The organism is Singulisphaera sp. GP187 (genome assembly GCF_900129635.1).
Lineage (GTDB): Bacteria > Planctomycetota > Planctomycetia > Isosphaerales > Isosphaeraceae > Singulisphaera.
Genome location: NZ_FSRB01000001.1, coordinates 4,598,726 through 4,619,797, shown reverse-complemented (window position 1 = coordinate 4,619,797; position 21,072 = coordinate 4,598,726). Strand labels below are relative to the sequence as shown.

Below are 21,072 nucleotides of genomic sequence, written 5' to 3'. Positions count from 1 at the left end.
CAATAAAGCTCATGGTTTGGGTTGCAGTTGATTTATTGTTCAAGTGGTGGTGGATCCGTTGACATGATCGCCGTCCCATTGGTCTACATCGCCCTCCCCCCCTTAGTTATACGGATCGCAGGTGCCAGGTGATACAATGATCGTGCCATTGCGGTTGTCTCATGCATGAGGGACGGTGAGATTCCGCGTTGGCATTCTCGAGGTTTGGATTTGCGGAGGAGACGCCCTCTCCTTGAACTCTCGGGGCGACCATCCCGATACGTACCATTGGATTCGAACGCCAGCCCACTCGACGAGTCGTTTCGATGAACATGATGCCTGCGATGGTCCGCACACCCTGGTGGTTCGTCGGACTGACCCTGTTGATTCTGGCCGGCGCCGACGGATGGGTTCACGGGGGTGAGCCTGAACCTGAATCCGAGCCGCAACAACCGCTGGTCTGCCAGGTTCGCCAGCCGGTCGGCCTCTGCCTTTCCCCGGACGGAAGCCGATTGTACGTCGCCAATCGGCGGAGCGGCAGCCTCTCGATCGTCGCGACGCAATCGGGTCGGGTGGTGGCCGAGCCGCAGGTCGGCCGCGGACTGGCCGACGTCGTGGCGGTTGCCGACGGGCGCCTGCTGGCCGTCGACCGGGTTGGCAACGCGCTGCTCTTGCTGGAACCGAGCGGGGACACGGTTCGGGTCGTCGCCCGCCAGGCCGTCGCGGCCGACCCGGTCAGTCTTGTGGTTACGCCCGATGGCGGCTCGTGTGTCGTCGCTTCACTCGAGTCCCGCCGGCTGACCTTTTTCGACTTGCCCCGCCATGAGGATCACGGTCAGGGACGTGTGACCGGCGAGCGAACCCTCGACTTGCCCTTCAGTCCCCGCAACATGGTCTTGGTGAACGCCGGCTCCAAGCTGGTGGTGGCCGACGCGTTCGGCGGCAAGCTTGCCGTGGTCGACCGCGAGCGGGCCACGTTGGATTCGGTCCGCAATCTGCCCGCGCACAATCTCCGGGGTTTCGCCCTGACGGCTGACGGCCGGACCCTCATCGTCGCGCACCAGCGGCTCCATCGTCAGGCCCGGACCGACTTCGAAGATGTGTTTTGGGGACGGTTTGTGACGAGTCACGTTCGTTACCTGAACGTCGACGCCGTGCTGGCGCTCGGATCCGACGAGGACCTGCTTCGCGACAGTGACCTCATGAATCTCGGCGAGCCGTACAGCGGCGCCGGCGACCCGGCCAGCCTTGTCTGCGGCCCGGGCGGTTCCGTGGTGGTGGCGCTCGGCGGTGTGGGCGAGGTTGCCGTCGAACGGAGCCGGCTCGGCCAGTTCCGGAGGTACGGCGTCGGCACGAGGCCCTCGGCCCTGGCCTTGACGCCTGGCGGCAACGCCGTCTATGTCGCCGACGCGGTCGGCGATCAGGTGGCCCTGGTCGACCTTTTCTCCGGTAAGACGCTCAAGACGATCCCCCTTGGCCCTCGTCCCGATCCGACACAGGTCGAGCGGGGCGAACGGTTGTTCCACGACGCGACCCTTTCGCTCGACGGCTGGATGAGCTGTCACAGTTGCCACACCGACGGCCACAGTAATGGCCAACTCGGCGACACCTTGGGAGACGGAGCCTACGGCGCACCCAAGCGGGTCCCCTCGCTCCGAGGCGTCCACGCGACCGGCCCGTGGACCTGGACCGGGTCGATCGATCGGCTCGAGGACCAGATTCAAAAGTCGGTCCAGCGAACGATGCGTGGATCGGAGCTTACTGGCAATCAGGTCGAGTCATTGACCGCCTATTTGCGTTCACTGCCGCCCCTCCAGGCGATCGCGGCGCCAAGCCGGCACGACGCCGTCGATCGTGGTCGCGACCTGTTCCGTTCGCAGGGCTGCACGAAGTGCCACACGCCCCCCGCTTACACCTCAACGGGTCGGTACGACGTGGGTCTCATGGATGAGGCAGGCAATCGCAAGTTCAATCCCCCCTCGTTGCTCGGCGTCGGCCATCGTGAGCCGTTGCTGCACGACGGTCGGGCCAAGACGCTTGAAGACGTGTTTCTTCAGCACCGGCACCCTCAAGAGACCGAGCTGACGCCGGAAGAGGTCTCCGACCTGTCCGCGTTTCTCAAGACCTTGTAACGGCGGGAAGCACCGCGTTCTGGTTGCGCTCGCCCTTGGGGCGAGCGAACTGATGGAGGCTTGTCAGGGAACCGCGGCTACGCGCCGGCTGGGGCGGGCGGTCGAGTTGGTGACGGCCTGGTCCGTTGAAGGGCCGTAGCAGGGCCAGAGCAGGTGGGCGACGGCGTCGGCGGGGTGGGCCTTGATCTCGGTTTCGAGACGGGTGAGGTAGCGGGTCAGGGCGGCCGACTCTTCGCCAGCGGCGAGGGTCCAGGGGGCTTCGATCGTCAGGGCGTAGCGGCCGCCGGGACGATGGGTGCAGAAGAGGAGGAAGACCGGGACGCGGGTCAGGACGGCCAGGTCGGCCCAGACCGAGAGGAACGTTCGCGTTTGGCCGAGCAACTGGCCGGACCGGGTGTTCGGGCCGTTCCACGGGATATCGCCCGAGAGGTATACGGCCAGACCGTCCCGAAGCGCGGCACGGGCGTGGAGCAAACGCTCGGCCGCCACGGCGGGGGACAAGTCCCGGCGCAGGAAGAAGTCGGATTGCGGGTGCGGTTCGTCACGGTCGAAACGACGGTCGAGCTCGCGCGAGACGTGCCGGGGCCGCTGGACCAAAAGGCGGAGCGGAACTCCGCGGCGGTAGAGCCAGTGCAAGGCCGCGATGTGCCCCCCCAGGTGGCAGCCGACCACGATCGCTCCCCGGCCCCCGTCGAGCGCGGCTTGAAGGCCCTCGAACCCATTGACGTCGAACCGGGCGAGGATTTCCTCGTCAGGAGCCGAGTCGAGCGGGTAGTCGCGGGCCGCGAACCGGAGCATGTTGGCCGCCAGGGCAGGGTGGACCGTTGTCGGGTTCCAGTCGGCCTGGAGGGCCGTCCCCGCGCGATCGATCGCCTTGGCAAGCAGCTTGCGCCTCGGGGGCCAGGCCGCGGCGGACAGCCGCCCCAGGCCGCCGATGATCGCATCGCAGCGCGCCGGGCCGAGGCGGCGGAGCGTCGGCAGGAGCATCTCGTAGAAGCAGGTCTTCCAACTCATGAGGTGGCGGAAAGTCACGATGGCTCCGAGGACGGAGGAAGACGATTCAATTCAAGATGCGATAAAATGGACGCGTTTAGTGGTTTTGCGTTGTGTGGATTTTTGTAGGGTGGGCATGGCCCACCATCTTCATCGTTGCGCTCACCGCCGCTCGCTCCCAGGTTCCCGGACGCGGTCATCCCGGTCTCACGCATTGGCCGAGGCCAGCCGTTTCAAACCTTGGTAATCGACCTTGTCGGTCGAGGTCGTCGGCAGGGCCGAGACGAAGGTGATCGAGTCGGGCACCATGTAGTGGGGCAGATGGGTGGTGCAGTGCCGCTTCATGGCGATGATCGACTGCTTCTGCTCGGGCTTCATGGCGATGAACGCGGCGATCGAGACGCCCGCGTCGTCGGCCTTGGCGATCACCGCCGCGCGATCGACACCCTCGTGGCGGTAAAGCGCTGACTCGATCTCCCCCAGCTCGATCCGGTAGCCACGCTTCTTGACCATCCGGTCGCGGCGGCCGTGGAACGCGAAGCAGCCGTCGCCGTCGTCAACCACGAGGTCGCCCGTGTGGTACCACGAAACGCCGTCAGCGCCCTGGAGGAAGGCCAGTCGGGTGAGCTCGGGCTGACCGAAGTAGCCGCGCATCACGCCGGGGCCGGCGATGACCAGCTCGCCGACCGACCCGGGAGCGACGTCGTTCCCTTGTTCATCGACCACCCGCGCCTCGAGCGGCGGGCAGACGTTGCCGATCGGGAACGGTCCGGTGCGGTCGTCGGGGATGGTCGCCGGGATCCGATGCGCGGTGCAGACGTTGGTCTCGGTCGGCCCGTAGAGGTTCCAGAGGGTCGCGTTCGGCCAGCACTCCCTGAGCCGCCGCAAGGGCGTGATCGGGAAGACCTCGCCGGCGAACAGGACGAGCCGAGGGGCCGGGTAACCGGGGGCCTCGATGCCGCCGTGCCTGGCCAGGAGAGTCAGGATCGATGGGGCCGAGTACCAGACGCTGATCCGCCGCTCGGCGATGAACGCGCCCAGTCGCGCGGGCTCCTTGCTGAGCGTCTCGCCGATCACGACCAGGGTCGCCGCGTTCCGGCACGAGACGAAGAGGTCGAAGACGGACAAGTCGAAGTGGAACGGGGCATGCGAGGAGAATCGGTCGTCGGTCGAGGTGCCGAGGTCGTGATCGCACCAGTCGAGGAAGGTGAAGGCGTTGGTGTGCGAGAGCATCACCCCCTTGGGCTGGCCGGTCGACCCCGAGGTGTAGAGGATGTAGGCGAGGTCGTCCGAACCGCGAGGAGGGGCGAGCGGAGTCGGGGCGTCGTCCTGGTTGACTTCGTCCCAGGACGCGTCGCACGGGGCCGATTCGCCGGTCGCTCCCACCACGATCAGGCGAGGCGCTGGGCCGGGCCCTGGCCATGTCTTCTGGAGTTCACCGGCAAGCTCGGCGGCGACGACCACGGCCTTGACGCCGCCGCTGGCGAAGATGCCGGCTCCGCGAGTGACGGGCGCGGTGGGATCGACCGGAACGTAGGCCGCGCCGGCGCGGAGGATCCCGTGGATCGCCGCGACGGCCTCGAGCCCTTTGGGCAGGAACAGGCCGACCCGGTCGCCTCGGCCGACGCCCCAGCGGGCCAGGCGAGTGGCGAGGCGGTCGGCCGTTCGGGCCAATTCTGCATAGGTCAGCGATCGGCCGAGCTCGTCTTCAACGGCGGGGTGGTCGGGGCGCCTGGTGGCGGCCTCGTCGAGTAACTGACTGAGGTGGTTTCCATCCATGGTTGTGCTCGAATCTAAGTCATTCAGGGTTGGTCGTGACCAACGTCCTTCGGAGCGGGCGACTGAGAAGGCAGTCCGGCCGGTCCATGTTCATCGAAGTCGGGACGTCGGGCCGATTCAAAAAGAAGTTCATACAAATCGTCGTTGACTAAAGCTCGGGCCAGCGCCCGGAACAGGCGGTGATGGCCCAAGGCGTTGGGATGGTCGTCGAGGGGGCCGATCTCGAGGTCGGCCGGGTCGAGGTCGTCGAACGTGCCCGACAGGTCGAAAAGGGGCTTGGTGTGCGGGGTGAGGACCGCCCGTAGCGCCGCGAGGGTCTCGTCGCGGGCGATGGGAGCGTCGGCCTTGCCGACCCGGGGGATAATCATGCTGGCCAGCGGGATGCCCGCCGAGCGGCATTCCGCGGCCAGGGCGGTCATGGTGGCGTTGTAGATCGACCAGTAGTGCGGGCGCAACTTCGCTTTGATCACGTCCTTGTCACGCAGCTTCTCGTCGGCATTGAGCCGGAGGTCGCGCTCGGTGATCCCCGCCTTGGCCACCGCCTCGCGGAGGAAGTCGTAGGTCATGTCCACCCGGCACTGAAACATGTCGCAGAGGTGGATCTCGATCAACCGGATATCAAGCATCGTGGCCGAGTAGAGCACCAGGTCGGGATCAAACTCGACGGCCTTGCGCCGGAACGACTCGAACCGTTGCATCGGGCTGTACGCCGGGACCGCGAAGTTGAGGACCTCGAACCGGCGCTTGAGGCCGAGCTTCAGAGCGTGGTCATTGAGCCACTTTTCCAGCTCGTTGACGTACATGGTTTCGGAACCGACTCCCCAGCCCATGTCGATGGATGAGCCGAGCACGGCGATCCGGAAGGTCTCCGGAGGCTTTTGATGCGGATGGGAACGGCCCCGCATGCCGAAGCCGTTGGTGATGAACGGCTCGCCGTAGAGCGTCTGTTTCACGTTCGGCCGGAGCTCGAACATGAGGAAGTCGCCGTCCAGGCTCCGCTTGAGGTCGGTAGCCCGCGGCCGTCCCCAGCCTCTCGGCTTGCCGATCAGGCAGAGCGTCAGCTCGCTCGGCCCGCCTTGCGGCGCATCGGTTCCAATCAAGCCTTCGTAATAACCGCCTGCGTTGATCTCGCGGTCGGTCCGATTCATCTCGTTGGATCGGGCGCTATCCACCGCCGATCGGGCGCGGACCCACCCCGCGGGGAGCGGGAGCAAGCCGAGCAGGAGGATGGCGAGGGTCTTCGCGAAGCAGGTGTGCGCGGATCGCATCTTGGGTTCGTGGTTCGTCATTGTCGGCCACCCTTCTCACCAGGTCCGAGCTTTGGGGGCCGAAGCAAGTTGGTCTGCGTCTGTAAGGCGGCGTCGAGCCGTTGGGCCAGCATGGCATGGCCTTTGGCGTTGGGGTGGTAGTCGTTCGGGCCGACCGCCAGGCTTTTGGGGTCGATGCCGTTGTAAGTGTCCGAGAGGTCGACGATCGCCGTGAACCCGGCGTCACGCGCCAGGGCGATCAGCCGTTGGATCTCGGCCTGATCGGCCGTTTTGCCCACGCGCGGGACCATCACCAGGACGATCGGCACACCCCGGGCGCGGCAATCGGCGGCGGCGGTTCGGAAGACGCCGGCCGCGAATTCTTCACGATAGGGCCGAAGCACTTGCTTATAACTCTCAATCGTCCCGCCCGGCCGGGCGTGGGCCCGCGTCAGGACGTCGCGATACATCGGTGAGTCCCAACCGATCCCGCGCGGTAAGAGCCCGCGGAGCCGACGCTCGTCCCAGCCCGAGTCGGCCTGGGTGGATTCAAACAAGACGAGGTCGGGTTCGGTGGCCCAGCCCACGCGTTTGAAGTGTTCCCACCGCTGGCCGGGGCCGTGCCCCGGGATCGCGAAGTTGAGGATTTCCACCGCGGAACCCCCGCCTGCTTTCGATCGTCCGTCGAGCTGACGCTCCAACACGGCTTCGAATGCCTGGCCATCGCCCACTCCCCAGCCGGCGCCGATCGAGTCACCCACGAAGGCGATCCGGAGCGTGTTGGGCGGCTTGGTCGATTCGTAGGGGCGGTCGCGCATCCCCAGCGCGTTGGTCGTCCAGCGCGCCCCGGCATGGTCGACCGACAGGTTCGGCTTCAGCACGAATTCCCGGAGGTCGTCAACGCCTTGCGCCAGGGGCCCTCCCTCGAACGGCACCGACTTGGCCTGGGACCGGTTGTGGCGTGGCGACTCCGGTTCGACCGCGTCCGAAGCGCCGAGCTTGCGCCCCGCGTCGAGGATCTGCTCGTAATAGCCCCGTTCCATCTTTTCGTAGTCGGCCTGGCTCAACTGGTCGTTGCGCAGCGTCTCGCGGAGCCGCCCCGGCGTCCCCAACGCCAGACGACCGGGCGCCAACCCCCAGGCGAGGATCGCCGCCGTCGCTACGATCTGAACGGTCTGCGACGAGCAACGGGCCATGATACGCTTACCTCTTGAACAATCCGTCGGCCAAGCGACCCAGAATCAGGTTCAGACTCAGATTCCGGTCCCGCGACGCATCAGGTCCACCCATGCCCCGATGGTCGGGCTCGACCAGAGCGACCAGAGCAGTGCGATCGTCGTGAACGTGGCCGCAACCTTCGCCCCACGCACCAGATGCCCCCGCGCTGTCAACGGACCCTTGCCTGCCCGAGTGCGGGCCCGCGACCGACGCGCGTCCAACTGCACGTTGACCAGCACCAAAGCTCCCAGGATTCCCCAGAACAGGGCGTCCGGACCACTGATCCCCCATGAACCCCGCAGCCAGTACGATTGATACGCGTGCAACGCCCAGGTCGCCACGAACACCACCACCGTCGCGATCGCAAGCGCCGCCGGTTGCGGCCACCGCTTCAACCGAAACACCACCGGGTTGAACACCAGGCGGACCATGAAGTCTTTCCAGTAAATGTTGATCCGACGCCAGTAGTCGGTGAACCCGGTCGCCAGCAAGTAGTGATGATGCGTCGGGGGAAGCTGGAACCCGAACAGGTGGAGCATCCCGCAAGCCATGTGGAACTGGCCCGAGACGCGAAGATAGAGCAGGTAGTTGCAGACGAGGTATCGCACCAGGCTGGTGGCGCCCTGGACCTCTTCGGCCGGGATCAGCCACTCGTGGTAGACCAGGCGGTAAAGGAGCAGGTGGATCGTGCCGTCGAAGATCATCTGGAGACCGGCACGCTGGGTGACGTGGATCTCGCGGGAGAAATAGCCGCGGTGCAACGTCCGGTAGTCGACCACCGGAAAGTGGAGGAAGCAGTAGTTGGGTAAGAGGAAGAAGTAGCTGAGCGTGTCGACGATCGTCTCGGGGGCCTTGGCGTGCTTCAATTCATAGAGATAAATCAGGATTCGGAACATGAACATCGTGGCCAGGATGGGCCAGACGCTCTCGGGGACTGCCGACGCCAGGCTTTCGGGCCGGATCCGGGCGATGGCGACGGCCACGACCGCCAGCGTCGTGACTCGAGTCCACCAGGGGATCGGCAGGCGGCAGACGCCGATCAGGAGCAGCGAGAGTGCGACGACGTATGAGGCGGCCAAGGGGCCGAAGACGAGGGCCAGGCCGGTGATCGAGACGGCGACGAAGAGGGGTTTCTTCCACCGATAAGGGAGCAGGTAGTGAACGGGCAGGGCGGCCAAGGCGACGGTGACCAGGATCTGGAACGCCCGACCCTCGACGCGAAAGACCTTGAAGACCGCGAGAAAGAGGCCGAGATGGGCGAGGATCGGCAAGAACTGCCGGTAGTCGCGGCGGCAGGCCTCGGGCTCGCCGGGATAAAGTCCGGGCCGAGCCGGCTCGGCCGCCGCCGGGGCCGGGTTGGACCCTGGCTCCGGCGCGGTGTATTGGCGATGAGGTGTGGGCCGCAAAGCGGTCGGGCGTTGAGTCTCAGGCCGCATGCGCCTGCCCCTTCGTTTGTGGCATGCCGGATCAGTTGCATTCGACCTATGTCGCGATTTAAGCGATAGGCCGGGCAACCGGCGGCGGGTCTCGATTCGCGTCAAACTGGGGAAGACGTGGGCGCCGGGGAGGAATCGACCCGGAAAAAAAATGAGTGCGGGGGCTAGCCCATCCTTGAGCCAGTTGCCCCCCCGCGGCGGCCGCGACATCCCTGTTTCGCTACGTGTTCCGCTGAGAGTCAAATGCGTTCGTCGCAGAAGAAGGGGAGCGACTTCGTGGCTTGGAAAAAGCCTTCGGAGTCTTCCCTCCCTCAGAGGACGCCAGGGTATACCCGATCTTCCGAGGAACTGTCAACGCGAATGATCGAACCCCAAACGGCCGGTTTCGGAGGGTCTCATGGGGCGGCATCCACGCCGACCGGGATCCGATTTTGCTCGTGACCCGAGGGCAAACGGCGTATCCTTTGAGGGAGCGAAACGCCTCGAAGTCGTTCCCGTCGGTCCGTACCGCTGAGGCGAGGGCCAACCATGATCCGACCGCACGACGGAGGGCTCGGAGCCGCGTTCGCCTGGTTCCTCTTTCCGCTGGCTCCGGCCTTTTTGGGACGCACCTACTACGAGACCTGTCACCTCTCGTTTGGCTCCACGAGTGCTCCCGATCCTCGCGATTGGGAGTGGCTCACCTGGGTGATCCTCGTGGGCCCGCTCTTGGGTTATGGCTTTCTCGCGGGAGCCACGCTTGATCTCCCGGAAGACTCGGGGCGTCGAGGGTTCCGGGGGTGGATGTCCCATCGGGCGATCTGGGTCGGAATCGGCCCTTGGTCGGGGTTCCTGGTCGCGGGGGCACTCCTCTTTCTGCTTGGCGCAGTTGACAAGCTGTTGCCCGGGGTCCGGCAAGCCATCCCGTCACCTCCGCCTCAGTGGGGGCAGACCTGGTGGTGGGGGATTCTCATGGGAGCTGGGGTTATTGGGATGGTTGGGTTCGTTGGCTATGGGTGGTTATTTGTAGCATTGGCGGCGCTTCGCCGCGCTCGGCGGCTGGGGCGGTGCCGCCGGGTGATCGAGCGCGGACTGGCGGGAGCGTTGGCGTTCGTCGGCTCGCTCTTCGGCAGCTTCTGGGCGATCACCGAGGTCTGGCGGAGCTACTTCTTTGATTCCCGGCTTGTCCCGTTGCTGATGGTGTGTCTGGGCCTGGCGTTACTCAGTCTGAGTGGCTGTGCGTCGCAACTGACCTACGGAGAGGTCCGTCGCCGCGAGCTCTTCAGCGCCATGCTGATGGCCTGGCTGGTGGGCCTGGCCTTTGCCTGGCGGTGGTGGAGTCGGCCTCGCGGCAAGACGTAGAACGGAGGCCTCGGCTTGTCGGATCGGGCCATCTCGGGTATTTTCCCGCGCCGTCTCAACCGAGATGGTGCCGCGATGGAGTACGAAACCGTCGGCCCAAAGCTGCGAGGCGAGGCGATTCTCAGGGAGGGGACGATGCCGACGTTGGCCATAAAGGGGTGGACTCAGCGCTGGGGAATGGAGGCCGTGCTGGCCGTCCTGGCGGGCTTGGTATTCCTGGGTTGCCTTGGCGCGGTGGACATCTGGGGCAAGCGGGAGCAACGCGCCTCGGCCGAAGCGCTCGACACGGTCGACCACAATCACTGGCGGATCGCGCAGATCCAGGGGCGGCCCCGGCTCGAGAAGCCCCCGCTGCCGCGCTGGACGATCGCGTCGTTGATCACCTTGACTGGCCGGCGTGACGAATGGATCGTTCGCCTGCCCAGCGCCCTGGCGGCGATTGGGACGGTGGCCTTGGTCTACGGCCTGGGCTGCCGGCTCGGGGGCCGCGCGGTCGGTCTCTCGGCGGGCCTGGTGCTTACGTCGATCGGCTTTTTCATCAGCGAGCTCCGGCAGGCGGGCAACGACGGGCCGCTCGCCTTCTTCACGACGCTCGCCCTGTACGCGGCCTGGCGGCGCCTGAACGGGAATGCCCCGGAAATGGGCGAGAGCCCTGACCCGGCCCCGGAGGGGCTCGAGGCTGAGGTTGAGGCCGTTGGGTCGCCCGTGGGGGGGCGAAACTGGAACTTGCTGTTCTACGCGGCGCTCGGACTTGGGTTTCTGACCAAGGGCCCGATCATCCTGATCCTGGCCGCCTTGGCGTTGGCCCCTTACATGGTGGTCTCGGGTCGATTCCGCGAGAGCCTTGGCCTTCTGACCGACTGGCGGGGCGTCCTGGTGTTCCTGGTGCTGGCCTTGAGCTGGCCGGTGCCGGTCTTGCTCAATGATCCGCTCGCCGCGCGGGTCTGGTATCTGGAGATGGGCCAGAAGGCGGGGACAGCCGGGGTCACGCATCACCGGCACCACGAGATCCTGGCCGTCGAGTGGCCGATGATGACCGCGCCCTGGGTCGTGCTCGCGACGACGGGGTTGCTGTTGCCATTCCTGCCTCGAGGGCGACAGTATCGACCGCGGATCTGGTTCCCCTGGTCCTGGGCGGTCAGCAACCTGGCGATGTTCTGCCTCTGGTCGGTCGCCAAGCCGAACTACTATCTTCCTTGTCTCCCGGGGGTGGCGCTCCTGGTGGGAGTGGAGTGGGTTCGCCTCACGCGAGCGGCCCGCGACCTCGCGTCGAAGCGAGTGGGGGCCCGGCGGTTCCTCCAGGTGCACTGGGTGGGAATGTTCGTGGCGGCGGCCATCGCCCCTGTGATCGCAAGGCAAGTCGCTCCTCCCTACTTTGCGCCGATCGCGGTTTTCTCCGTCGTGGCCATGGTCGGCGTGGTGCTGAGCGCCTGGGCCTGGCGGCGCGGGGCCGACGCCGGAGCCCTGGCTCCGTTGGTCGGGGCCTGGGCGATCGGCGTCCTGATCATCTACGGCGCGATCGCTCCGCGACATAATGCCGCACGCAGTCACCGCGCCCTGGCCGCCTCACTCCAGAAGATCCTGCCGCCGAGCGAGCGGACGATCATGTTCTTCGAGGAACTCGACGAGGGCCTCTGGTTCTATCTGAGCGACCGTGCCCTGGTCCCGGTACCGGGCAGCCAGCCCCGGTACAACAAAGGGTTCGACCTCGACAACGATTTCCGCAACGGGCAGCTCGAGCTCGACCCGCTCAAGCGGCAAGAGGCCGAGAAGAAACTGCTCGTGGCGTGGATGACCTCCCCCGACCGGACGTCTCCTTACGTCTTGATTCGTAAGAAGCTTTATGACTCGTTCGCCCCGGCCCTGGCCGGCCTGGCGACGCCGGCCTATATCGAGGAGGGCCTGGTCCGCAACGAACTCGTCCTGCTCCGCGCGACCCAGCCCTCGGGCATCGCCACCAAGCCCGACGAGGCGCGTCGACGATAAGGCCGTTTGCGTTCGTACGGAGCAGAGGCCGAGCCCTCTGTGTCACTGGGGCGCTCGGGCTCCGGTCCTTAATCTCACGAGTGATAACCCTGAGTCGTTAGCCTATTTTTCCTAACCCGTTCAAACTCCGCTGCCCGAGGGGCGTTGACGATGTCGACGCCCCTCGGGCGGTTTTTTTTCGAAGTCAGGGACCCGGGAATGACCGCCCTGACCGTACGAATCGGGCAAACCTTCTGTATTGGGAAAACTAGGCCTGGCGCGACAAATCGGATTATCCGGAATGGGTGGCCCCACCTGTTTCTGTAGATTGCCAGGATTGCCCGACCGGGACGATCGTCAAGGATGATCGCCGTAACTCGTTGCTACAAAACGCGAAGCGACCTCAAGGGAGAACCCTGGCATGACGATACAAAGGTTGGCTCGCCAAGGTTAGCCACGGCGAGGACTCGGGAGCACCGAAATGGGTGGTATCGCCTGGAAGGTTGGGCCGCAAGGCCTCGGGTTCGGGAAAACCCGCTGACAGGAGATACCGTGACTCGGCCAAACAATAAAGCGAAGAGTGGACCGGCTGGCCGGATTCACCTTCTCTTGATCGAAACGAATGCTAAGGAGATCTGTCTCCCATGTTGAAGCCCTTGACTTTGAGCCTCGGTCTGGCCCTCGCCCTTGGTTTCGGTAGCGTGAGCCAGGCGGGCCTGTTCGGACACGACACCGGCCTTGCCTCGCCCCAGGGTGTGGCCCCCAGCCCCCAGTACGCTCCCGTCGTTGCCTCGGCTCAGTGCGACACCGGCTGTGCACCCGCCAAGAGCTGCGGCCTGAAGAATCTGTTCAGCGGCCTGCACAAGCCCAAGGTTTACAGCTACGAATGGGTCCTGAAGAAGAAGCGGGTTTGGGGTCATAAGAGCAACGCTTGCGGCACCCCGAGCTGCGACACCTGCGGCCCGACGGTTTTCCCCTCGAGCCAGGGTTACGCCAGCCCCCAGGGTTACACCAGCCCCCAGAGCTACAGCAGCCCCCAGGCCTACGGTAGCGGCCAGGCCTACGCTGCTCCCCAGGCGACCTCGGTTGTGACCCCGGCCCCGGCGAGCGACGAAGCCCCGCCCGCCCCGGAAGTCGCCCCCACCCCGGCTCCGGCTCCCCCGGCTCCGGCCAACGCCCCCCAGAGCAGCCTGCTCTTCTCGACCCCCTCGGGTAACTGAGCTGGCTCTCGCCTCGACTGCTTCCTGAGATCAGTCGTCCAAACGATTGAGTCTTAGACCCCAGCGGCCGGCACATCTCTGGATGTGCCGGCCGTTTTTTTTTCGTTCGAAACGGCGCAGGTTCGCCAAGCGGGTCGCACGCCCTTTGAAAACGTGAGGGCGAGGACGTTGAATCCTCGGCGCTTCATCAATGCGTTCGACAGACCACACGCGATTGACAAACCAGGCTGATTGTGGATAACACTCCCCTCGCAGGATGCGACAGACTCCGTGATCCCATGGAAGGGATAGCGGCCGCTTGGTGAAGGGGCGTGGGGACTCGTTCCACTCGTTCGCTTCGTTTCGTGGGCCGTTCGGGTCTATCCCATTCGCTTTCCCCGTCCCCGCTGCTTGTTGTTGCGCCGTGGCGGGCCGGTGGATCTCCCCGGGGTGATGGTTCGGGTCGGGTTTACCCGTCCTTGTTCCATCGCGGTGGAGGTCGCCAAGGGCCCGAACCTCGACGCGATCGAGTCGCTCGGAGGAGAGTCGATGCGGACCGAGAGTCCACCCTCAGTTGCCCCGACGGTCAAACGGATCTTGAGCCGGCTGGCCGTGGCCCAACGCTCGGTCTGGGCCCGAGGCCCCGTCGTGCGCTGGGTCGCGGTTCTCGGCATTGTGGCCACGATCGCCGGGTTCGGTTATTTCGCGGCCATCCCTTCGCCGGGCAAGAACCTGGGCGAGGGCCGCCAGTATCCGTCCGACGCCGTCACCCGGATCACCCGCGCCCTCGAGGCGGCGCATATCCCGCACAGCGTCGAAGACCGACGGATCGGTGTGGCCACCGACCGCTACGAAGAAGCCACCGACGTCCTGTCCAAACTCGATATCAACGCACGCTCGATCTCCGAGATCCGCAAGGACCTGCTCGTCTCGAGAGCTTGGGAATTGCCCAAGGATAAAGACCAGCGCGAGCTTCGAGCGAAGGCGGAAATCCTCGAGATCCTCATCGGCGAACTCGACGGGATCGTCTCGGCGTCGGTGGACATCTATAAGACCCCCACCAAGACGGGGGGCCGTCCCACGACGACGACGACTGCCTTCGTGATGCTCGAGACCAAAGACTCGCGGAAGATCGGCCCCAAGACCGTCCAGAGCATCAAGGCCTTCATGGTGGGCAACGAGCCCGAACTGAAGGAGGATGCCGTGTCGGTGATGGATCGGGAAGGGAACCGATATCTTGATCCGAGCAAGCCCTCACTTGATGTGATCTCGCGGACCCAGGCCCGTGAAGAGGATCTCAAGCAGGAGATCTTGCAACAACTCGATTGGATCAACGACGTGCGGGTCACCGTTCAGATGGTCGCCCCGCCCGCCCCGGAACCGGTGGTCGTCGCGGAGCCGCCGCGCCACTCCCTCGAGCCAAGCGTGGGAGTGAATCAACCGCTGGACACGGAATCGCCCCCGGCGCCTCCGACTGAGCCGGCCCCCTCCGCCAACCCGCACACGCCCGTCGAGACCGAGTTCGCCCGGATCTGGGTTCGAGTCCCGCGCAGCTTCTACTATCGCAAGGCACTGCCCAGCCGCCACCTGTCCCAGGAGGATCTCCAGGCGCTCCAGGGACGGACCGAAACGACCATCAAAACGGCCGTGGGGTACGTGGTGCCCACCGGGACGTTCGAGCTCATGGTCGACACGATCCCCGATGAGGTGGTGATCCGAGACCCGATGGTCGCCCCCGCCGTGCCCGAGACGAGACGGATCCCCTCCTGGTGGATCCCGGCCGGAGTGGGCGGAGGGGTGGCCGGACTGCTCCTGATCGTCGGCCTTCGCCTGCTGGCGACAAGGCGACCGCGGCGGGCCGTTGCGGCGGAGCCGGCGCGGATCCGGTTTGCCGTGGACGCCGCTTCGGAGACCACCCCGGGCGCCTCGGAGCGGGTCCGTGAGTTGATCCGGCATAACCCCGAGGCCGCCGCAAGCGTTCTGAATCGCTGGATCGGCCAGGGAGGACACGCGGCATGACACGCCTGGAAACGCTTCGCGCAGCACCGGCTTCAGCGTCCGCCATGGGAGTGGCCGCGGCGGGCTCCAATGACCAGGACGCGGACCTCAGCGACGAGTCGGCCCCGATTCGCAAGGCGGCCATTCTTTTGGTGAGTTTGGAGCAACCGCTCGCTTCGCAATTATTGGCACAACTCGATCGATCGGCCGTCGAAGCGGTGACTTTGGAGATTGCACGGCTCGAGCGGATTGCGCCGGCGGAACAGCAGGCTGTCCTTGAGGAATTTTACGGCTTGGGTTTGCGAAGACTCCGCTTTGTGTTCGAAGACTTGGTCAAGATGGACGATACAGACATCAGGGAGGCGTACCACGACGAGGACGTGACGACCTGGGCTTTGGCCCTGGGTGGCGCGGCTCGCCCGGTTCGCGCCAAGGTCCTTCGAGCGCTGTCGGCTCTTGCAGCCGGCGGACTCAGTCGGGCCTTGGATCAGTTGGGCCCTTTTCGGCTCGACGATGCCGAAGCCGCCCAGATGGACGTTGCCGAGCGGCTTCGACGTCTCCATGACCACGGACGACTCACCCTTCCCGACCCCAACGGTCAGGAGGCCATCCTTGTCTGACCTCGTCGACTTCGAAGACCTGGGGGATCTTGACGGATCCGACCTACGCGCGGTCCTCGACCAAGTTTCTACCGAGCAGCTCCTCTCGGCAATGGCGGGGACTCCGCCTGGCCTGAGGCGGCTGCTGCTCACCAAGCTCTCGTCCTCCTCGGCGGTTCAGCTCGAGGCCCAGATCAACGCATACGGGACCGTCTCGTTCGAGTCGGCGAAGAATGCCCAGCGTGCTCTGGTCGACGCCCTCTGTCGACTCAGTCGAGCCGGGCAAGTCGCCTTTGACGATCCTGAAGATATGGTAGCCTAGGTCGAGACCACCCCCCACACACACGAGGTTGGCCTCGTGGGGTGGGGAGGACTCAACCGTGAGCATTCGAAGCGACCCAGGATGGGGAATCGCGACGATTCTCGGGCGAGCCAGACCCAGGGCCAGTTCGCAAAGGATTTGCGGATGCCGAGCGTGCAACTTCGCCACCACATTTACGCCGGGGCCATCGTGGTCTTAGGACCGCTGGCCTCGGCGTTTCTTTGCTCTCCGACGCGGGCCGATCACGTCCCTCCCACGGCCGCGATTCGCCCCGCTTCCTCTTCCACGACCACATCCGCAGCCTCGTCCGATCGCCAGCCGTTCGCGCCCCGAGGCGCGACCAGTCGGCGCGGAGCGAAGGGCCCCGAAGGTTCGAGCGGTTGGTGGCTCGGGACCGGCGGAATCGCCCTGGCGCTGGCCCTCTGCGGCGGGATCAGCGTGGCCTCGAAGCGCTACCTCCCCGCGCGGAACGGCACCGGTTCGATGCGCGTGGTCGGTCGCACGGTGCTTTCTCCCAAACATTCCGTCTACCTCCTTGAGGTGGGCCATCGGGTCTTGATCGTCGGGACCGGAGGGCAAGGGGCGCCATCGCTCCTCGGCGAGCTCACCGACCCCGTCGAGCGTGACGCGTTTCGGACCACGCCCTCGCGGAGTGGCCCGACCGTCTCCGTACCGATCGGACCAGGCTCCTCGGCCGGCCGGTTCGACTGCCGGGTGGGAGACGACGAATGAACACAAGGCGAATCAAGCCGGCCCTGGCCGTTGGGTTCACCACCGCGCTGTTGCTGCTGACCCTCGGCGCCGCCCCGCCGGTCGGTCGCGGTTTGGGCACGCCTCCTCCTGCAACGGCCCCGACGACAACCACGGCGGCCATGGCGAACCGGCCGGTGCCGCCGATCTCGTCCGACCTCCCCCTGGAAGGGGCCGGCTCGGCTGTGAAGGGCGTTGCCTCCTCGATCTCGGCTCCGGCTCCGTCGGGCGATCCCCTAGCGCCTCCCGAGCCCGTACAGGTCATGACGGCCCTCAGGATGGCAGCTCCGCTCCTGATCATGCTGCTGCCGGCGGCCGTGTTGATGTTCACGGCGTTCGTTCGGATCAATATCGTCCTGATCCTCTTGCGGCAGGCGCTCGGGAGCCCGCAGGTGCCGGGCAACCAGGTCCTCTCCGCCTTGGCCCTGCTGCTCACTCTGCTTGTCATGCGGCCCGTCGCCGAGGTGACTTACGTCAACGGGATCGAGCCTTACGCCTCGGGCCGTTTGCCCGCGGCCGCGGCCTGGGATGCAGGCACGAAGCCGATCAAGACCTTCATGATCAAGCAGATCGAGCGAACCAACCACCAGGATTACCTCTGGCAACTCTACGACCTCTCGACCACCGGATCGGCCAACCAGCCCGACCCGGTCAGCGGTGAGGATTTTCCGCTCCAGGTGGTGGCGCCGGCGTTCCTCTTGAGCGAGCTGACCACCGCGCTCGTGATCGGCTTCTACATCTACCTGCCGTTCCTGGTGATCGACCTGGTCGTCTCGTCGGTGCTGGCGGCGATGGGCCTGTTCATGCTTCCCCCCTCGCTGATCGCCATGCCTCTGAAACTGATTCTGTTCGTGCTGGCCGACGGATGGCTGCTGGTCGCGACGATGCTCTTGCAAAGTTTTGCGACTTGAACATGTCTCGTCTTGGACCTATCTCAACGTGGGATCGAATTCCGATGGGGTTTGCCCATTCTCCAAGAGGCGGGGGCCGTCGATGGATCTGACACAAGTGATCGACTGGTCACGCGAGGCGATTCGCCTTGCACTGCAACTGGGAGGGCCGCTCCTGGGAGTGGCCCTGGTGGTCGGCCTGGTGATCGGGATCGGCCAGACGCTCACCCAGTTGCACGAGCCGGTGGTGGGCATGGTCCCGCGCCTGGTGGCGGTGATGCTCGCCTTTCTTTTGATCCTGCCCTGGCTGCTCGGTCGCTGGGTCTCGTTTGAGACCAGCTTGATCGAGTCGATCCCCGGCATGCTTTGATCGCGCTCTCCCCTTTTTTTTCTTTCCGGCGGGGCCTTGTGTTCCCAATGATGTCGAGCGACGCGGTCTGGCTTCTGGGGCATGGTGGGGCGGTGGCCCTGGTCCTGGCGCGCGTGCTCGGGCTGGCCTGGACGGCGCCGTCGCTGGCGACGTCCGGCCTGGACTGGCGGTTCCGCCTGGGCCTGGTCGCCGTTCTCGGGGGGATTATCGTTCCGGTGGTGGTCGGCGAGATCGCCGCTCCGGACCGTTGGCTCGATCTGGGCCGGGTCTGTCTGGCCGAGGCGGCGATTGGGGCCGCGCTCGGCTGGTCGGCCGCCCTGATCGTGGCAGGGGCGCGGCAGGCCGGCGAGATCGTCGGCATCCAGTCCGGGCTCTCCCCCGCGGCCCTGTTTGACCCCGAGGTGGGGGACGAGATGACCCCCTTGGGCCACCTCTACGGCGTGCTTGCCCTGGCGACTTTCCTGGCGCTCGATGGCCCGGTCGTGCTGGTCAAGGCGCTGATCGAGAGCTATCAGGTGGTGCCCGCCGGAACCGCGAGCCTCTCGGTCGAGACCGTGAATCAGGCGTTCGGCCAGGTGGGCCAGGCGCTCGCCTTGACGCTTCGCGCCGCCGCGCCTCCGGCCCTGGCCCTCTGCCTGGCGGGGATGGCGCTGGGCTTGCTGGGCCGTGCGGCCCCCTCGCTGCAACTCGTGACCCTGTCGTTGCCGATCCGCTCGGCGCTCGGCCTGCTCCTGGTCGGGCTTGGCTTGATCACCCTGATCACGACCCTGTCGGTGGCCTGGGGCGTCTGGCCCGGAGGGGGTTGATTCGATGTCGGAAGACCGGACCCAGGAGCCGTCAAAGCTCCGAAGACAGCAAGCCCGCGAGCGCGGCCAGGTCGCGCACAGCGCCGAGCTGACCGGCTCGGTCGGCCTGCTGGCGGCGGTGGTCATGCTCGGGTTCTGGGGCAACGACATCTCGGCGGCTCTGGTGGCGCTCTTGCGCGAGCCCCTGGTGGGAACGCCGATCATCGCCGCCGATCCTTCCGAGGTGGTCACGCGGCTCCGCCAGCTTGCGTTCGGGGTCATCTGGCCACTGTTGCCCGTGGTTGGCAGCTTCGTTCTGGCGGCGATCGGGGCTCACCAGGCGCAGGTGCAAGGACTCTGGGTGCCCGGTCTGCTCGCGCCCGACCCGACGCGGCTCTGGACGCTCGGGCAAGGCCAAGGGTTCGTCAGCCGGGGCGGCCGTGGGGTCTGGTCGTTGCTCAAAGCCGTGGCGATCGTGGCCGTGGCCGCCTGGTCGATCCGGTTCGGCTGGCTCGACTTCCAGAAGTTCGCCGCGATGGACCCACCGGCCCTTGCCCGGGCCATGGGGGGCACCCTCTGGCTGTTGGCGACCTGGCTGGCGACCGCAACTCTCGTGCTCGGCTTGATTGACTTCGCACTCCAGTACCGGCGGTACGAGGATCTCTTGCGGACGACGTCCGAAGAGCACCGCGAGGACCAGCGGTCGGCCGAGGGAGACCCCGCGTTGCGCTCGAAGCGCCGGCGGCTCGTCAAAGCCTGGCGTGGCGACTCGCCCGAGCTGCTGACCGGGGCCTCGCTCATTCTAACCGGCCCCAGTGGCTTGACCCTCGTGCTGGCCGGAGGGCCGCCGCCCCGGTCGGTCTCGCTCCGCTCCGCGGTTCAAGGGGCGTCGGGGCTCCACCTGCGGATGGCGGCCGAAGCGGCCAAGGTCCCTCAGGTCGCGGCCCCGGACCTCGCCCGCCGCCTGATCGGCCGCCGCGCCCCCGCGCTCCCGCTCCCGGCCGAAGCGCTCGCGGAACTGGCCTCGATCTGGCCCACCGATCGCCCGCCGCTCGAACGTTAACAAGGCTGAGTTGGTCAAGAAGTTTTGATGACACGGAAAACGCATCTTTGCCAGCAGCTTAATTAATTTAGGGGGGACGGACCGACTCTTAGGTCAAAATCCGATCATTCGAGTATGATCTGAGGCCGTTGCAGGTAATTCCGCGAACAAAGACGCGATTTGTGTCGAACAAAGGGTTGAGGGGAGTGACTCGGTAACAGAGCTCCCTGAACTCTTGTTCAGATTTAACGAGCCGATGGGAGGAACTGACCCATGGCAATGGTGTCAACTCCGCGCGAGCGTCGAACGTTTTCCACCTGGCATGCAAGCTGGGACGACTACGAGCGATACCGTGATCACGCCATTGACCTCTTGATGGTGCTCACCATGGTCGGCCTGGCCGCGACACTCTATTTGAGGCCCGGTGATTCGAGCGCTCTGAGGCAGGATGAATGGCTGGTCCTCGCCTTCTCCGGGCTGGTCCTCATCCTCTCGCGGCTGCGGAGGTCGATCCGTTCCAAGTAGGACTCGAACGCGGATGGGGTGACCCCAGTTCGGGACCCCCGTATTTCGGTTCATTCTGCCCGGGGCCAGGACGATCGTCCTGGCCCCGTTCGCGTCACCAATCCCGCGCTTTTCCCTCCTCCCCCTCCTGGGACCGCGGGCGCCCCGCCCGCATTGCTTCTCTTTTTAATTAAGAAAGAGCGGCCGGGGCGCCCGCGGTCCCAGGAGGGGGAGGGGCTTCCATGGAGGCGTGAGTTCACTCGCCCTGGATTCCCACCTTGTCGGATGGGCCTGGCCCCGCATTTTTCACTTCCTTCTCCTCCTGGCAGACCCAGGGGGGATCCTCTCCGCTCGCCTTGTTTCGGTCTGGACACTCGGACCGATCGGGGGTATCGTCCCGCCACACGTCCGAGGCTCATCACCCGATGGCTGCCGTCGCTGAAAACCGAGTGCGATCGGCCCGGGATTGCGGGAAAACGCGAGTAAAAAAACGTGGGGACGGGTCGAGCAGGGACGCTCGCCA

General features: G+C 65.8%; 18 protein-coding genes. 13 read left to right on the top strand and 5 right to left on the bottom strand.

Translation table 11 applies throughout. The features are described 5' to 3' along the window. Positions 1-305: 305 nt before the first annotated feature. Entirely contained in the window at positions 306-2,111 is a 1,806-nt protein-coding gene (locus BUS42_RS17850) for a cytochrome c peroxidase (protein ID WP_074308423.1), read from the top strand. A gap of 63 nt (positions 2,112-2,174) precedes the next feature. Here BUS42_RS17850 and BUS42_RS17845 read toward each other — a convergent pair whose 3' ends face one another. The 5 genes from BUS42_RS17845 to BUS42_RS17825 all read right to left on the bottom strand — a co-directional run bounded on the left by BUS42_RS17845 (position 2,175) and on the right by BUS42_RS17825 (position 8,784). Continuing rightward, complete coding sequence (locus BUS42_RS17845) at positions 2,175-3,143, bottom strand: lysophospholipid acyltransferase family protein (protein ID WP_143206362.1); 969 nt, start codon at positions 3,141-3,143, stop codon at positions 2,175-2,177. Between the two features lie 168 nt (positions 3,144-3,311). Next, positions 3,312-4,883: an amino acid adenylation domain-containing protein gene (locus BUS42_RS17840; protein ID WP_074308419.1), complete on the bottom strand. Its 1,572-nt coding sequence runs from the start codon at positions 4,881-4,883 to the stop codon at positions 3,312-3,314. A 23-nt stretch (positions 4,884-4,906) separates the two neighbouring features. Next, complete coding sequence (locus tag BUS42_RS17835) at positions 4,907-6,172, bottom strand: hypothetical protein (protein ID WP_074308417.1); 1,266 nt, start codon at positions 6,170-6,172, stop codon at positions 4,907-4,909. Continuing rightward, positions 6,169-7,326, bottom strand: a complete 1,158-nt coding sequence (locus tag BUS42_RS17830; protein WP_074308415.1) for an SGNH/GDSL hydrolase family protein — start codon at positions 7,324-7,326, stop codon at positions 6,169-6,171. Before BUS42_RS17830 ends, BUS42_RS17835 begins: the two co-directional genes overlap by 4 nt. A 57-nt stretch (positions 7,327-7,383) precedes the next feature. After that, on the bottom strand, positions 7,384-8,784 hold the full coding sequence (locus BUS42_RS17825; protein WP_074308413.1) for a hypothetical protein: 1,401 nt from the start codon (positions 8,782-8,784) through the stop codon (positions 7,384-7,386). Positions 8,785-9,312: 528 nt separating this feature from the next. On the opposite strand from BUS42_RS17825, the gene BUS42_RS17820 reads away from it, so the two are divergent. The 12 genes from BUS42_RS17820 (at position 9,313) to BUS42_RS17765 (ending at position 20,570) form a co-directional block, all read left to right on the top strand. Further along, positions 9,313-10,125, top strand: a complete 813-nt coding sequence (locus BUS42_RS17820; RefSeq protein WP_074308411.1) for a hypothetical protein — start codon at positions 9,313-9,315, stop codon at positions 10,123-10,125. A 135-nt stretch (positions 10,126-10,260) separates the two neighbouring features. Further along, complete coding sequence (locus BUS42_RS17815; protein ID WP_254053588.1) at positions 10,261-12,111, top strand: ArnT family glycosyltransferase; 1,851 nt, start codon at positions 10,261-10,263, stop codon at positions 12,109-12,111. A 623-nt stretch (positions 12,112-12,734) separates the two neighbouring features. Further along, positions 12,735-13,310, top strand: a complete 576-nt coding sequence (locus tag BUS42_RS17810) for a hypothetical protein (protein WP_074308410.1) — start codon at positions 12,735-12,737, stop codon at positions 13,308-13,310. A 432-nt stretch (positions 13,311-13,742) separates the two neighbouring features. Beyond that, complete coding sequence (locus BUS42_RS17805) at positions 13,743-15,308, top strand: flagellar biosynthesis/type III secretory pathway lipoprotein (RefSeq protein ID WP_254053757.1); 1,566 nt, start codon at positions 13,743-13,745, stop codon at positions 15,306-15,308. Beyond that, entirely contained in the window at positions 15,305-15,907 is a 603-nt protein-coding gene (locus tag BUS42_RS17800) for a FliG C-terminal domain-containing protein (RefSeq protein ID WP_074308409.1), read from the top strand. The genes BUS42_RS17805 and BUS42_RS17800 overlap by 4 nt, the downstream gene beginning before the upstream one ends. After that, positions 15,900-16,208 carry a FliG C-terminal domain-containing protein gene (locus tag BUS42_RS17795; RefSeq protein ID WP_020467705.1) on the top strand — a complete coding sequence of 103 codons (309 nt, stop codon included), beginning with the start codon at positions 15,900-15,902 and terminating at the stop codon, positions 16,206-16,208. The genes BUS42_RS17800 and BUS42_RS17795 overlap by 8 nt, the downstream gene beginning before the upstream one ends. A 144-nt stretch (positions 16,209-16,352) precedes the next feature. Next, positions 16,353-16,940: a FliO/MopB family protein gene (locus BUS42_RS17790; protein WP_074311180.1), complete on the top strand. Its 588-nt coding sequence runs from the start codon at positions 16,353-16,355 to the stop codon at positions 16,938-16,940. Next, positions 16,937-17,869, top strand: a complete 933-nt coding sequence (locus BUS42_RS17785; RefSeq protein ID WP_074308408.1) for a flagellar type III secretion system pore protein FliP — start codon at positions 16,937-16,939, stop codon at positions 17,867-17,869. The genes BUS42_RS17790 and BUS42_RS17785 overlap by 4 nt, the downstream gene beginning before the upstream one ends. Positions 17,870-17,951: 82 nt before the next feature. After that, positions 17,952-18,218 (top strand): flagellar biosynthetic protein FliQ, encoded by a 267-nt coding sequence (locus BUS42_RS17780; RefSeq protein ID WP_074308406.1) that lies wholly within the window; start codon positions 17,952-17,954, stop codon positions 18,216-18,218. Positions 18,219-18,265: 47 nt separating this feature from the next. Beyond that, positions 18,266-19,024: a flagellar biosynthetic protein FliR gene (locus BUS42_RS17775; RefSeq protein ID WP_143206361.1), complete on the top strand. Its 759-nt coding sequence runs from the start codon at positions 18,266-18,268 to the stop codon at positions 19,022-19,024. Between the two features lie 4 nt (positions 19,025-19,028). Beyond that, positions 19,029-20,066 carry an EscU/YscU/HrcU family type III secretion system export apparatus switch protein gene (locus BUS42_RS17770; RefSeq protein WP_074308403.1) on the top strand — a complete coding sequence of 346 codons (1,038 nt, stop codon included), beginning with the start codon at positions 19,029-19,031 and terminating at the stop codon, positions 20,064-20,066. 252 nt (positions 20,067-20,318) lie between these two features. Further along, complete coding sequence (locus BUS42_RS17765) at positions 20,319-20,570, top strand: hypothetical protein (protein ID WP_074308401.1); 252 nt, start codon at positions 20,319-20,321, stop codon at positions 20,568-20,570. The last annotated feature ends 502 nt before the right edge of the window (positions 20,571-21,072 follow it).

What these genes read in the sequence shown, in the direction of transcription:
- BUS42_RS17850 (WP_074308423.1), top strand. Translation starts at nt 306, where the DNA reads ATGAACATGATGCCTGCGATGGTCCGCACACCCTGGTGGTTCGTCGGA.
- BUS42_RS17840 (WP_074308419.1), bottom strand. Translation starts at nt 4,883, where the DNA reads ATGGATGGAAACCACCTCAGTCAGTTACTCGACGAGGCCGCCACCAGG.
- BUS42_RS17835 (WP_074308417.1), bottom strand. Translation starts at nt 6,172, where the DNA reads ATGACGAACCACGAACCCAAGATGCGATCCGCGCACACCTGCTTCGCG.
- BUS42_RS17830 (WP_074308415.1), bottom strand. Translation starts at nt 7,326, where the DNA reads ATGGCCCGTTGCTCGTCGCAGACCGTTCAGATCGTAGCGACGGCGGCG.
- BUS42_RS17825 (WP_074308413.1), bottom strand. Translation starts at nt 8,784, where the DNA reads ATGCGGCCTGAGACTCAACGCCCGACCGCTTTGCGGCCCACACCTCAT.
- BUS42_RS17820 (WP_074308411.1), top strand. Translation starts at nt 9,313, where the DNA reads ATGATCCGACCGCACGACGGAGGGCTCGGAGCCGCGTTCGCCTGGTTC.
- BUS42_RS17815 (WP_254053588.1), top strand. Translation starts at nt 10,261, where the DNA reads ATGCCGACGTTGGCCATAAAGGGGTGGACTCAGCGCTGGGGAATGGAG.
- BUS42_RS17810 (WP_074308410.1), top strand. Translation starts at nt 12,735, where the DNA reads ATGTTGAAGCCCTTGACTTTGAGCCTCGGTCTGGCCCTCGCCCTTGGT.
- BUS42_RS17805 (WP_254053757.1), top strand. Translation starts at nt 13,743, where the DNA reads ATGGTTCGGGTCGGGTTTACCCGTCCTTGTTCCATCGCGGTGGAGGTC.
- BUS42_RS17800 (WP_074308409.1), top strand. Translation starts at nt 15,305, where the DNA reads ATGACACGCCTGGAAACGCTTCGCGCAGCACCGGCTTCAGCGTCCGCC.
- BUS42_RS17790 (WP_074311180.1), top strand. Translation starts at nt 16,353, where the DNA reads ATGCCGAGCGTGCAACTTCGCCACCACATTTACGCCGGGGCCATCGTG.
- BUS42_RS17785 (WP_074308408.1), top strand. Translation starts at nt 16,937, where the DNA reads ATGAACACAAGGCGAATCAAGCCGGCCCTGGCCGTTGGGTTCACCACC.
- BUS42_RS17780 (WP_074308406.1), top strand. Translation starts at nt 17,952, where the DNA reads ATGGATCTGACACAAGTGATCGACTGGTCACGCGAGGCGATTCGCCTT.
- BUS42_RS17775 (WP_143206361.1), top strand. Translation starts at nt 18,266, where the DNA reads ATGATGTCGAGCGACGCGGTCTGGCTTCTGGGGCATGGTGGGGCGGTG.
- BUS42_RS17770 (WP_074308403.1), top strand. Translation starts at nt 19,029, where the DNA reads ATGTCGGAAGACCGGACCCAGGAGCCGTCAAAGCTCCGAAGACAGCAA.
- BUS42_RS17765 (WP_074308401.1), top strand. Translation starts at nt 20,319, where the DNA reads ATGGCAATGGTGTCAACTCCGCGCGAGCGTCGAACGTTTTCCACCTGG.